The organism is Rhizobium sp. SG741, assembly GCF_012275435.1.
Lineage (GTDB): Bacteria > Pseudomonadota > Alphaproteobacteria > Rhizobiales > Rhizobiaceae > Rhizobium > Rhizobium lusitanum.
In genome coordinates, this window is the sequence record NZ_JAAZQP010000001.1 from 737,246 (window position 1) to 749,622 (window position 12,377).

Here is a 12,377-nt window from a genome sequence, read left to right on the forward strand (position 1 = left end):
CCTTCTCGATGATACCGTCATATCGACCACGATGGCGCGACTGTAAAATTAGTTTAGGATCACGAGCGGCCTCAGCCGTTGGCATACGGAGCTTCGTGATGGACCTGTCCCGCTACCAGATGCAGTTGCTTCGTGAGGACGCAGTCAGCGCGCTCTATCGGGGCACGTCCAGCGACGGCGGCGCTCCGCTCCTACTGGTCACGGCCGCTTCTCCAGACACCGTCAGCGAATGCCATCCGCGCTTCGAATACGTGCTGTCTCTCGCTCACCGCCTCGATGAAAAGTGGGCGGCAACTCCTTTGTCACTGGAACGTCACGATGGCCGGGAGTTCCTGGTGCTGCAGGACCAGGGCGGGCTGCCGCTGACGGCCGAACTGGGACGCCCATTCGAGGTGGGCCGATTTCTAGCTGTTGCCACGAACGCGGCCGCAGCGGTGAGACAGGTCCACGAACGAGGCCTGATCCACAAGGATCTTCGCCCAGACCGCTTTCTTGCAGACGACTTGGGAACGGTTCGGCTGCTCGGCTTCGGAAAGGCGGGCTCCCAGACGAGCGTGCCCGAGCTGCCCGCCACAGCCCGTGGCATGGCGGACTCGCTGCCATATGTGTCCCCCGAGCAGACGGGGCGGATGAAGGAGCCCGTCGACGAGCGGAGCGATCTCTATTCCCTTGGCGTCGTCTTCTATCAGATGCTCACGGGCGAACTTCCGTTCATGGCGGTCGATGCAATGGAATGGATCCATTCCCATGTCGCCCGCCGACCAATACCTCCGAGGGAGCGGAACGATGCCATTCCGCCTGTCGTCCAGTCGATCGTACTCAAGCTCCTCAGCAAGAACCCCGACGACCGCTATCAGACGGCTGCGGGCCTGGAGAGCGATCTCAGGCGGTGTCTCGGCAGTTTTGCTTCGACGGGTCGCGTCGAGGAGTTCGACGTGGCAACCGCAGACGCCCTGGGTCACCTTCAGGTTCCGGACAAGCTCTATGGCCGCTCTCTGGAAATAAGCTCTCTTCTCGAGTCGTTCGAGATCGCCAGAACGCCGGGCGGAAAGGCTGTAGCTCTAGTCTCCGGTCCCGCAGGCGTCGGTAAGTCGTCGCTTATCCGAGAACTGCGCAAGTCGATCCCGTTCAGCGGATGCTTGTTTGCAGCCGGGAAGTTCGACCAGTACACGCGCGACATCCCTTACGTCACGATAGCGCAGGCGTTCCGCGGCCTTGTGCGTCAGATCCTCGGTGCGGACGAGGCGGAATTGGCACGCTGGCGGCTGGCGCTGACCGAGGCTTTGGGGCCGAATGCGCAGTTGATGATCAACCTCATTCCGGAACTTGCGCTGGTGATCGGCGAGCAGCCTCCGGCTCCCGACATGCCGCCCCACGAAGCGAAGTCCCGCTTCAATCTCGTCTTCAGCCGTTTTATTCAGGTGTTTGCGCGGCCGGACAATCCGCTCGTCCTATTCATCGACGACGTACAATGGCTGGACATCCCCACGTTTGATTTGCTTGCAAGGATCACCGAAGACGGGGACGTCGCCAACCTCATGCTCATTTGCGCCTACCGCGACGACGAGGTGCCTCGCGGGCATCCGCTGAACGATGCGCGGGAGGCCTTCAAGGCTGGAAGCTGCCGTTATGACGAACTGCGGCTTGGCCCGCTCGACGAGGGCGAAATCAGACACCTTCTAGCCGACATGCTTGGGAACGACGTCCCGTCGGTCGCGCGGCTGGCGAAGCTCGTGCAACAGAAGACGGGCGGAAATCCGTTCTTTGTTCTTCATTTCATAGAAGCCCTCGATCTCGAAGGAGCGCTCTCCTACGACCATGAGACCGCGAAATGGAAATGGGACGAGAACAGGATCCGCGCGACGAAGATCACGGACAACGTCGCCGATCTCGTGGTCTCCAAGCTCGGCAGGCTTCCGCTCCGTGCTCTCGAGATCGTCAAGCTGATGGCATGCCTCGGGAACGGCACTTCCGCGACTATCCTTTCGCTGATCACAGCCAAGCCGCGGCAGGAGGTAGTCGGCATTCTGTGGGAGGCCGTCGAAGGGGGACTGCTGCTGCGCTCCGACGACGATTTCGTGCTTGTGCACGACAGGGTCCAGGAAGCCGCGTACCGCATGGTGCCGGAAGCCGAGAGGCCGGAGATCCATTTTCGGATCGGCTCCGCGCTGATGGAGAAGCTGCCGCCGGGCGCGCTGAAGAAGCATATCTTCGAGGTGGCTGACCAGCTCGGGCGCGGCCTCGACCAGGCGGTCGATCCCCACAGACTCGAAAGGATCGCCGAACTTTTCCTCGAAGCTGGCAGGCGCGCCAAGGCATCGGTCGCATACCGTTCCGCCCTCAAATATCTTAAGACGGGCCTGAGCCTGATCGAGAAGGCCGGATGGGAGCGGTACTCGATCAGATTTCCACTCGAACTCGAGAGCGCCGAGTGCGAGTATCTGTCAGGCGAGAACGAGGTCGCGGAAGCCCATCTCGTTCACCTCGCGGCCAAGGCGGAGGACGCGGTAGATCGCGGCGCCGTGGTCGGCCTACGGTCGTCCCTCTATCTGACGCTCGGAGACCAGGACAAGGCGGTGGAGGTGGCGCTCGAGTACCTGCGCGACTTTGGGATCGAGTGGTCCGCTCATCCGAGCGACGCCGAGGTTCGCGCGGGCATCCACGATCTGTACGAGCGGCTGGCGGGACGATCCATCGATCAGCTCGTCCACCTTCCGCGGATGGAGAACCGCGACTGGCTCGCCGCGATGGAGGTACTTGCGTACACGATCCTCCCCGCCATCGTCACGGACGGAAATCTCGAGGAGCTGATCTACCTGCAGATGGTGTCGCTCAGCCTCCGCCACGGCAACTGCGACGCTTCCTGCTATGCGTACGTCTCGGTCGTCATTCCGCTTGGTCTGAGATCGGGCGACTACGCGTCCGGCGGACAGTTCGGCAGGCTGGGACTGGAGCTGGTCGAGCGCCATGGAATGGATCGCTTCAAGGCTCGCGTCTACGCCTGCTACGGCTGCTTTTGCGTGCCCTGGACCCAGCATCTATCGATCTCGGAGAAGTATTCCCGTCAGGCAATAGCCACAGCGGTTGCCAGGGCAGATCTGGTCTTCAGCGTTGCGCCAGGGGAAGCGCTGGTTGCGCATCTTCTTATCCGCGGTGTCGATCTGGAGGCGGCCCAACGGGACGCGCAGCAGTTCTTGCAAGCTGCCAGTAAAACCGGATTTTCGCTGGCGGCCGACGCGGCGGCAGGACAGCTCCTCCATATCCGGGAACTCCGTGGCATTGAAGAGCCTGATCCCGCCCTTCCGGCCCCCGCGGCGTTTGAAGCCTATCTGGTCGAGGCAGGGGAGCGCCTGAAGCTCGTCCTGGCATGGTATTGGATCCAGAGGATCGTGGCGCGCTATCTGACGGGCGACTGCGTCGGCGCACTGGCGGCGTCGGGGGAGGCAGCTTCCAACAGAAGTGCGAAGTCGTTCGTCGAGATCGCGGAGTTCCACTTCTACAGCGCTCTCGCACACGCGGCGGCCGCTTCTCGATCCGACGACATGGGTGGCGACGCGCACGTCGAGGCATTGCGGCTTCACCAGCTCCATGTCGACATCTGGGCCAAGAGCAGTCCCGAAAACTTCGGCAATCGGGCCTTCCTGCTTTCGGCGGAGATGGCACGGCTGGAAAACAGACCGATCGACGCCCTCGAACTCTATGAGAAGGCTATCGCTTCAGCCCGGCAGCACAGCTTCGTCCAGAACGAGGGGATCGCAAGCGAACTGGCGGGGCGCTTCTCGGGCTCGCTCGGGCTGAAATCGACCGCCGAAAGCTTCCTGAAGAATGCGAGAGCGTGCTTCTCGGCATGGGGTGCGACTGCGATAGTCAGGAGGCTGGACCGAGAGAATCCAGGGATAGGGGGCGAGTCCAACGGGATTGCGAAGCCCGAAGATCATCCTCTGGAAATGGCGGCGGTCGTGGCGATGTCTCAGGCGGTGTCAGGAGAGATCGTTCTGGATCGCCTGATAGAGCGCCTGATGGTGACAGTCGTGGAGCATTCCGGCGCCGTCAGGGGATTGCTGCTGCTGCCGAAGGACGGAGAAATGCAGATCGTCTCCGAGGCCGTGACCTACGACGACGGCATATCGGTGAAGCTCGACACGTTCGAGCGAAGGCTGGCGGAAACCGTTCTGGCCTACGTGACCAGGACGCAGGATGTCGTGATCCTCGATGGCGTCGGCAACGAGCATCCGTTCGCCGAAGACCCTTACGTGCGTGAGGCACCATCGACATCCATCCTCTGCCTTCCGATCGTCAAGCAGAAGCAGCTTGTCGGCGTCCTCTATCTCGAGAACGGCTTGTCCACCAACCTGTTCAAGAAGGATCAGGTCGCGGTCCTCCAGCTGCTGGCGTCACAGGCGGCGATCTCCCTGGAGAACGCGGCGCTCTATCAAGCCGCCAAGGACACCCAGGAGAAAGCCCGGCGAGCCGCCGAGGAGCTTCGACTCGCCTACGACATGATCCCGGCGCTGGCCTGGAACAGCGACATCGACGGCACGCTTCTGAGCTTCAACAAGCGTTGGCACGACTTCACCGGGCTTACGCTTGAAGAATCCCTCGGCAACGGATGGATGCGTGCCATTCATCCGGACGACCTCGACAAGGTCGTTGCGAAATGGGTCGAGGTGCTCGGTGTGGGCGAGGCGGGCGAGGTCGAGGCGCGGATGATCCGCATGGATGGCGTCGCCCGTTCGTTCCTGATCCGCGCGACACCAATGCGTGACCAGCATGGAGCGATCATCAAATGGTACGGCACCAACATCGATATCGACGACCTGAAACGGATGGAGGAAGCCCAGCAGCATCTCTCGCGTGCAGCAAGGCTGACCGCGCTCGGCGAGTTGACGGCTTCCATCGCGCATGAAGTGAACCAGCCACTGATGGCCATCGTGATGAACGCGGCGACCTGCCTGAAATGGCTGAGCGAAGACCAGCTGGACATCGAGGAGGCCCGCCAGGCGGCCGAACGCATCATTCGTGACAGCCATCGCGCCGGAGACGTCATCGCCAGCATCAGGGCGCTCGCGCGAAAGGCGCCGCTCTCGATGGAGGCTGTCGATATCAACGGCATGATCGACGGCGTGATCGTGCTGACGCGCGGCGAATTGCAGCGGCACGGCATATCGCTGGCAACGGATCTCGATCCCAGTGTGGGGTCTGTGGTGGGAGACCGCATCCAGCTGCAGCAGGTCGTTCTCAACCTTATCCTCAATGCGGCCGAGGCGATGGGATCGGCGACGGATGCGCCGCGCAGCCTGCATCTCCGAAGCGAACGGCTGGAAGACGGCAAGACCATGGTATCGGTGACGGACAGCGGTCCGGGTGTCGACCCATCACGTCGAGACCAGATTTTCGACGCATTCTTCACGACGAAGACAGCGGGCCTCGGAATGGGCCTGTCGATCTGCCGCTCGATCGTCGAAGCCCATGGCGGCACGCTGTGGGTGAGGGCAAACGAGCCGACAGGAAGCATCTTCTCCTTCACCTTGAAAGGAGGCGCTGTTGTCCGGACGGCTCCGTAGGGTCTATTGAACAGGCGGCGTCGGTTCCGCGGGATGTATGATTCCGGCGAACTGGACCTGGTCTCGTTGGCTGCCACGGAAGCAGCGGCCCCAGGACTCGACAGGACGGTAGATGTCGAGCGCTCCCCTGACTCTGTAGGTGGCGTGGTAGCTGCCGGATGAGGTGATGGCGGTGTGTATTGCGAGCGCGTCATCGGCCAGGTCGTCAGGATGGATGCGCCCGAGATAGGCGCACATCTTCTTGCCGCTGATCGCGCTTTCGGCGGACAGGCCATAGAGAAGAGCGACTGCGCTGTCGCCGAACATCACATCCGCGCCGACGTTCCAAGTGAAAATTCCTGCCTCCTCGAATTCGAGCGGGCCGAAGGACTGCAGATCAAAAATCATGGACGGCTCCGATCCTTGGAGTTTGCCGAATTGGTACCGCTGCGCCACGATTTCCGCAACCTGAGGGCGGTCCATCGCTCTATTTCTCACAAGAACTCACAAATGCGACAACGCTCCACTTTGGCGGAATATTTGGACGGAGCGAAAGCACGGGAGAGATCGCATCCAAATTTGACGTCTGACGAGCGTTTGACGCGCGATTTTCCTGCGTTGTCACCTAAGATCTGCCACATAGGCTCGCCTTCCTCATGCGCGATGCATGGTTGAATATTACAGCTAGTGTCTGGCGAGAACGCCCCGCAACTCACAGGAACACACTCGCCAACGCGTCGGTGCGGGGACACACTGTCATCGCCGCGGCCAGTAGTCCGACGGCGGCGAGGAGCCTTTGATGAATCCGGACCGTGCACACCTTCCGTCGTTATCGCAGGGCTTTCACACGCTCCGTCATGGCCAGTTCGACATCACTGTGCTGAGCGATGGCTACATCACGCTTCCGTGGGACATCCTGATGCCGGATGCGTCACCCGACGAGCGTGGAACGATCCTCGGGCGGCTCGGAGGCGATGCGGACAGCGCGCCGCTTCAGACCAACGTCCCGCTGATCCGCCACGGCGTCGATGTCATGCTCGTGGACACGGGCGCGGGCTCGAACTTTCAGCCGAGCGATGGACGCCTTGCGGAAAACCTAGCGTCTATTGGCGTCGACTTCGAATCCGTCACCAAGGTGATCTTTACCCACGCTCATCCCGATCATTCGGGTGGGACGACGAGACCCAACGGCTCGCTGATGTTTCCCAACGCCCACTACTACGTCAGTGAAGCCGAATGGTCGTTTTGGACCAATTCCGACTACGAGACGGCGATGCCAAAGCCTCTGCATGAGTTCGCCCGAGGGGCGCAGCGGGATCTGTTCGCCGTTAAGGACAGGCTCACTCTGGTCAAGCCGGGAGACGAGATCGTACCGGGCATGAGCGTGGTGAGCACTCGGGGACATACGCCCGGACACATTTCGCTGGAACTGGCAGGCGATGGAAATCTTCTGATCTCCGGCGACGTCGTTCCGAACAACGTCGTGTCCTTTGAGAACCCGAAATGGCACTTCGGCTTCGATACGGAGCCGGAGATCGCTCTCAAGAACAGGGCTTCGCTGCTCGACAAGGCTGCGAACGAAAAGCTGCGCATACTTGGCTACCACTGGAATTACCCCGGCGTCGGCTATGTCGAGCGGGCGGGGACTGCATTCAGATTCGTGGAGGGCTGACGACATGCATGCAGGCAATCACCGAAGCTTCCCCAGAGTACCTGCGGGCATGTACGGCATGGTGCTCGGCCTCGCTGGACTTGGCGGCGACTGGCGGCTGGCCCACGAACTCTGGGATTTTCCTGCGATAGTCGGCGAGGCGATCAACGTCGTCGCCATCGCGGTCTGGGTGACGATCGGCGTCTTCTACGCGGCCAAATGGATCTTTGCGAGAGATGAGGCACTGGAGTAGGCTGACCATCCGATCCACTGCTGTTTCATCGGCCTCGCAGGCGTGGCGACGATGCTTGTCGCCCGCGCTGTCCTACCGTACTCGCATCCCGTTGCTGTCGCCTTGCTCTTCCTCGGCATGGCGTTCTCGATCCTCTTCGCAACATGGCGGACCGGGGTCATGTGGCGTGGCGGCCGCGACCACGAGGCGACGACGGCCATCCTCTATCTTCCGACTGTGGCAGGATCTCTCGTGTCGGCACTTGTCCTGGGTTCGTTCGGATACACGGGACTCGCGCAGTTGCTTTTCGGCGCCGGGATGTTCACTTGGGCCGCTACCGAGTCCGTCCTGCTGCAGCGACTGCTGACAGCGCCCGAAATGGCTCCAGCACTTCGGCCGACGCTCGGCATCGTTTTGGCTCCGCCTGCGGTCGCGTGTGCCGCCTACTTGAGCATGACGTCCGGCCCGCCTGACCTCTTCGCAAACGGGCTGCTGGGCTACTGCCTTCTGCAGGTGGCGCTTCTCGTTCGCGTCGTGCCTTGGATCATGAAGCAGCCGTTCGCCCCTTCATATTGGGCGGCAACGCTCGGCACTACTGCATTGGCATCTGCGTCCATGAGAATGGCATCTCGCGGTGGAGACGGCATCGGAGGCCAGCTGGCGCCTTACTTTTTCTTCTTTGCGAACGTCGTTGTCGGGGCAATCGCAATAGGCACGATAGCGCTGCTGATCCAGGGCAGGCTTTTGACCGTCTCGCACCCACGGGCGGCGGAGTGAAGCCGACCTAACCGTCCAAACGTCAGTTGATGCTGCCGTGTGGAAGTCTGAAAAGATGTCTTATCTTGGCTGCCAATGAAACCGGATGAGCCTCCGCACCAGCGTTCCCGTCGGCCCTCAGGTGCTCCTCGGTCTCGACACGCTTCGCCAGGAGCTTGCTGAGTTCCTCGACAAGGGCAGGGCGCTCATGCATGACTCTCGCGAGATGGTCCTTCGAAATCTCGTAGACTACAACGAAGGTGAGGGCGCGCATCGTTGCTGGCTCCGGCGCGCCCATCAGAACGCCGCGCTCCCCGAACAGGTCGCCGGGCGCCAGCCGCGTCAGTTCCTCGCTCCTTTCACCTTCCTCGTCCCGCTCGACCGATACGACACCGCTCCGGACAATCATCAGAGACGTCATCGAAGCGTTCTGCGGAGCTATGACCACGCCCTTCTTGAAGGTGCAACGCTTCATGCTGTTCGCCACCGTCTCCATCTCGTCTTCGGTGAGAGCCGAGAACAGCGGGATCGATGTCAGCAGGCGCCACGGCGTTCCGGGATGCTTGGAGTTTTCAGCAGGCGACGCCTCTGTCGGTGCGTTCGCCGCAGTCGACAGTTGAATCCCAGCCGCCTTCGCGTGCCTAAAAACGAGGTCGAAGATCTCGTTCTTGGCGATCCCAGTCTGGCCGAGGCTGGCGACCTTGAAGGAGAGTTCGACCTCGACAGCAGAACCGTCGAGGCCTGTGACCGAGACCGACGGCGTCGGGTATTTGAGGGTCGTGTTCGCGCTGAGGAGGACCGTCTTCATCGTCTCCTCGATGACCGCCGGCGACCGTGTCGGCAATGCTCTGATGACGACCTTCGAGCCATGGTCGGAGTCGGTGCCAGTAAGATTCGTTAACGTGGCTTTGGCCAGGGTGCTGTTGGGCACGATCACGAGGTCGTTGGTATCGTTGAGTAGGTGCGTCGACCTCCAGTTCGTCTCAACCACTTGTCCACGGACGCCTCCTTCGACCTCGATCCAATCCCCGACGGTATATGGCCGACCAAGGTTCAGCGCGATCCCTGAAAAGACGTCGTTGAGCGTGCTCTGGAGCGCGAGACCAAGGACGATAGCGAAGACGCCGGAGGTCGCGACCAGGGTTCGTACCGGAAGATCGAATACGAACGCAATGATCGAAAGAGCCGCGCCGAGATAGATGAAGGCCACGAGCAAATCCTGGATCAGGCGGCCCTCCCGAGGTTTTCGCTCGAAGATCAGGAAGACTCGAACCGAACTCGCGAGCACCATCGCGCCACCCGTCCACCAAGTAGCTTTGGCGACGCCGATGAACATCTTGTGAGTGAGGTCCTCGTCGCCAGTGACCGTCGTCCATGGAGCGACGTCGTGGCCCACGAGCAGGATGGTGAGGATGGCGAAGAAAGCGATGTGGACGATGAAGCGGTGCGTCGGGCGGCCCCGGACACGCGTTCTCGCCACAACGAGTGCGACGACCAGCGCCGCGAACTGCGTGATCGGATCGAGCAGAAGGCGCAGGACGTCGTCCAGGTTCATAGGGTCACTTCATTTGGCTGGTTTAGATTCGCGCAATTGGTAGTGCAAGCGCCGCCCTCGTCAAGAAGGAGACATGACGAGAGAGGGAGGGCGGCCGAAAGACGACTGCCCCCTGGAAGCTCAGACCTGAGCCTTGCCGCCGTCGGCGAACAGTTCGACGCCGTTCACGAAGCTGGAATCGTCGGACGCCAGGAAAAGCGCTGTCTTTGCGATTTCTTCAGGCTCGCCGACGCGGCCTAGCGGGATCGTGGACGCGAGAGCATCGAGGAAGGCCTGTTGTGCGTTCTTATTGTCGCCCACGATTTCCACGAGGCCGGGAGTGCGGGTCGGTCCGGGCGACAGCACATTTACGCGAACGCCCTTGCCCTTGAGGTCGAGCGCCCACGAACGGGCAAGGTTGCGTACCGCTGCCTTCGAGGCGGAGTAGACCGAGAACGCTTCCGTTCCTTCGATACTGGTCGTGGAGCCGATCAGGACGACCGAGGAGCCTTTGCTGAGAAGAGGAAGCGCCTTCTGTACCGTGAAGATCACGGCCTTCACGTTGCGCCCGAAAGTGTCGTCAACCTGCTCTTCGGTGATCTGACCAAGAGGAAGCACGCTCCCGCCGCCCGCGTTGACGACGATGGCGTCGAGACGTCCGTGGTCGGCCTTCACCTGCGCGAACAGGCGGTCAAGGTCTTCCATCTTGGTGGAGTCGGCGTTGACCGCGGTAACGCTGCCGCCGATCTCAGCCGCTGCGGCGTCGAGCTGTTCCTTGCGGCGTCCGGTGATGTAAACGTGAGCGCCCTCGGCGGCGAACAGCTTTGCGGTGGCGAGGCCAATGCCGCTGTTGGCGCCTGTCACGATGGCGACCTTGTTATCAAGTTTCTTGGTCATGCGTTTCTCCATATTGGGGACGCGAAGGCGTTCGGCCAGAGCACGCTCGGGCTGTTGAGGGTACGGTGAAGTGGGAAGAGCAACCGGACGCTCTCGTCCTTATGACACCGCCGTTCGATGACGAGGCGAATATAGCTCGCTCGAATCTGAGGGGCTTTCGATTATGTCGGATGAGAAAACAGTCCCCGATAACCTCCGCCCGAAAGCGAAAGTATCTGGAAAGGAGCCACGCCCGGTGAGGCGCCTCCACCTGTTCGGCGGTATCGCCTTACAGCCTTCATCTGTATGGGTCCTCAACACGAAGGCCGTCGATCTGACCGTGATATGGCTGCTCTCCCTCGATCAGCACGAGGTTGCGGTCGATCGCCGTGGCGACGACCATGCGGGACATGTCCCCGAGATCCTCGTCGTCATCGATCCGGAGGTCGAGCTGGGCGATTCGTGAGAATACGGCCCCCGCCCCCTCATCGAAGAGTTCGAGGGCGTTGTTCCTGCGGGCGAAGGACACGAACGCCCTGAGGGCGAGATCCATAACCTCCCGGCCTTCCTCGATTGGCGTCGAGAGGATCTCGGCCTGGACGTGGGCGACCGATACGACGCTGGCATGGATGTCCTGCGCCGGCACCGGGCGGATCCACGCAGTCACGTCGGGGTTTTCGCAGATGATATCCATCAGCGCCTGCGTCGAGAGCAAGAACATGCGTCAGAGGGCCATCTTCGCGCCGGAGGCGTTACTGCTGCGCTGCAGGCGCTCGCGCTTGCGGCCCTGACCGACGATGATGCGGCCACCGGAATACGGCTTGAAGCCGATGGCGTCGAGCGCCTCCCCGAAGGTCTCCTGCTGCCGCGCTGCGGTAACGAGTTCCGCAAGATCCTTGACGGAGATCACGACCGCCATATCATCGGCCTTCTTGATATTGCCGATGACTTGCGGAACGCCGTTTCGGGCTTTCCCGAGCACTGCGCTCAGCTCATCCTTGGCCTTCCTGACGGTCAGAGGATCACCCCCGATCTGGACAATGGTTTCCACGAGGCTGTCAGTGATGTCCTGTTTGCTGGCGTTGCGGGCCATCTGCACCTGCTTGAGTATCCTCGCGTCCATGTCATCATCTCCACCTGTTCGAGGACACAATGGGATGCGTGGCCACATTCGTCAAGAAAGATGGCCACGGATTTATGCGCAGTCTCGCGTCGTCTTCGCCCAGTCCGTTGTCGAGGGCGAAGACTAGGCGAAATCCGCGGTCGTGATCGGCCGACCCGCTTCCCCGAGCGTCCGCCGAACGAAACCACGGCCGGCCGACGCCTTCGAAGAGAGCTGAGATATCCTTGTTGACATCATCCGGCTTTCGTCGAATGCAGCCTGCTGCGCCAGAACGCTGATCTGTGCCTGCATCTCGCTGATCCGAAGGTCGGTTTCTGCCCGCTTTTTCTTCAGTTCATCAACGACAAGGGTCATTCAAAATTACTACATAGGATCGCGGCGATCCTATGTGTTCAGCGGCAAGAAGTCTGGTGGCAGTTGCTACCTAATTCTGGGGGTTAGCCATCCCCTGTCCGCCAACGTCGGGCGCGGACCCGTGCTGTGTCTGGGAAGAAGAACTTTGGCACCGAGAACGCTCCGGCTCGCATGGTCACGATTCAGCCGACGGTGAAGGAGTTCAACGATCTGACGATGAAGCTTGAGTTCGTCGCCGTCGCCTGATCGGGGTCGACATGCGCAAGAATCCGCCCGCGACCTCGGTTGCGAGCGGCCTCGTTTCTATA

10 protein-coding genes are annotated in these 12,377 nt (G+C 61.3%); 4 read left to right on the plus strand and 6 right to left on the minus strand.

Annotated elements, in window-relative coordinates; all coding sequences use genetic code 11:
- Positions 1–98 precede the first annotated feature (98 nt).
- Complete coding sequence (locus FHT29_RS03825) at positions 99–5,564, plus strand: AAA family ATPase (RefSeq protein WP_168599191.1); 5,466 nt, start codon at positions 99–101, stop codon at positions 5,562–5,564.
- A gap of 3 nt (positions 5,565–5,567) precedes the next feature.
- On the opposite strand, the gene FHT29_RS03830 is transcribed toward FHT29_RS03825, so the two are convergent.
- A complete protein-coding gene (locus tag FHT29_RS03830; RefSeq protein ID WP_168599192.1) occupies positions 5,568–5,951 on the minus strand; it encodes a PAS domain-containing protein in 384 nt (127 codons plus the stop codon).
- Positions 5,952–6,342: 391 nt separating this feature from the next.
- Between FHT29_RS03830 and FHT29_RS03835 the strand changes: the two genes are divergently transcribed.
- Genes FHT29_RS03835 through FHT29_RS03840 form a run of 3 tightly spaced genes read left to right on the plus strand, consistent with a single transcriptional unit; the run spans position 6,343 to position 8,203 of the window.
- Positions 6,343–7,215: an MBL fold metallo-hydrolase gene (locus FHT29_RS03835; protein WP_168599193.1), complete on the plus strand. Its 873-nt coding sequence runs from the start codon at positions 6,343–6,345 to the stop codon at positions 7,213–7,215.
- Positions 7,216–7,219: 4 nt separating this feature from the next.
- Positions 7,220–7,447, plus strand: a complete 228-nt coding sequence (locus FHT29_RS35040) for a hypothetical protein (RefSeq protein ID WP_348644848.1) — start codon at positions 7,220–7,222, stop codon at positions 7,445–7,447.
- Between the two features lie 12 nt (positions 7,448–7,459).
- A complete protein-coding gene (locus tag FHT29_RS03840) occupies positions 7,460–8,203 on the plus strand; it encodes a dicarboxylate transporter/tellurite-resistance protein TehA (protein WP_348644852.1) in 744 nt (247 codons plus the stop codon).
- Positions 8,204–8,225: 22 nt separating this feature from the next.
- Here FHT29_RS03840 and FHT29_RS03845 read toward each other — a convergent pair whose 3' ends face one another.
- The 5 genes from FHT29_RS03845 to FHT29_RS03865 all read right to left on the minus strand — a co-directional run bounded on the left by FHT29_RS03845 (position 8,226) and on the right by FHT29_RS03865 (position 12,069).
- The gene (locus FHT29_RS03845; RefSeq protein ID WP_168599194.1) at positions 8,226–9,737 is read right to left on the minus strand and encodes a mechanosensitive ion channel family protein; all 1,512 of its coding nucleotides are present in this window, start codon (positions 9,735–9,737) and stop codon (positions 8,226–8,228) included.
- A 120-nt stretch (positions 9,738–9,857) separates the two neighbouring features.
- Positions 9,858–10,613, minus strand: a complete 756-nt coding sequence (locus FHT29_RS03850; protein WP_168599195.1) for an SDR family oxidoreductase — start codon at positions 10,611–10,613, stop codon at positions 9,858–9,860.
- 277 nt (positions 10,614–10,890) lie between these two features.
- Positions 10,891–11,313: a type II toxin-antitoxin system VapC family toxin gene (locus FHT29_RS03855; RefSeq protein WP_168599196.1), complete on the minus strand. Its 423-nt coding sequence runs from the start codon at positions 11,311–11,313 to the stop codon at positions 10,891–10,893.
- 3 nt (positions 11,314–11,316) lie between these two features.
- Positions 11,317–11,715, minus strand: a complete 399-nt coding sequence (locus FHT29_RS03860) for a hypothetical protein (RefSeq protein ID WP_168599197.1) — start codon at positions 11,713–11,715, stop codon at positions 11,317–11,319.
- A gap of 123 nt (positions 11,716–11,838) precedes the next feature.
- Positions 11,839–12,069, minus strand: coding sequence for a hypothetical protein (locus tag FHT29_RS03865; protein ID WP_168599198.1), 231 nt, complete (start codon positions 12,067–12,069; stop codon positions 11,839–11,841).
- Positions 12,070–12,377: the final 308 nt, after the last annotated feature.

Coding starts and splice junctions, on each gene's coding strand:
- FHT29_RS03825 (WP_168599191.1), top strand. CDS start 99: ATGGACCTGTCCCGCTACCAGATGCAGTTGCTTCGTGAGGACGCAGTC.
- FHT29_RS03830 (WP_168599192.1), bottom strand. CDS start 5,951: ATGATTTTTGATCTGCAGTCCTTCGGCCCGCTCGAATTCGAGGAGGCA.
- FHT29_RS03835 (WP_168599193.1), top strand. CDS start 6,343: ATGAATCCGGACCGTGCACACCTTCCGTCGTTATCGCAGGGCTTTCAC.
- FHT29_RS35040 (WP_348644848.1), top strand. CDS start 7,220: ATGCATGCAGGCAATCACCGAAGCTTCCCCAGAGTACCTGCGGGCATG.
- FHT29_RS03845 (WP_168599194.1), bottom strand. CDS start 9,737: ATGAACCTGGACGACGTCCTGCGCCTTCTGCTCGATCCGATCACGCAG.
- FHT29_RS03850 (WP_168599195.1), bottom strand. CDS start 10,613: ATGACCAAGAAACTTGATAACAAGGTCGCCATCGTGACAGGCGCCAAC.
- FHT29_RS03855 (WP_168599196.1), bottom strand. CDS start 11,313: ATGTTCTTGCTCTCGACGCAGGCGCTGATGGATATCATCTGCGAAAAC.
- FHT29_RS03860 (WP_168599197.1), bottom strand. CDS start 11,715: ATGGACGCGAGGATACTCAAGCAGGTGCAGATGGCCCGCAACGCCAGC.
- FHT29_RS03865 (WP_168599198.1), bottom strand. CDS start 12,069: ATGACCCTTGTCGTTGATGAACTGAAGAAAAAGCGGGCAGAAACCGAC.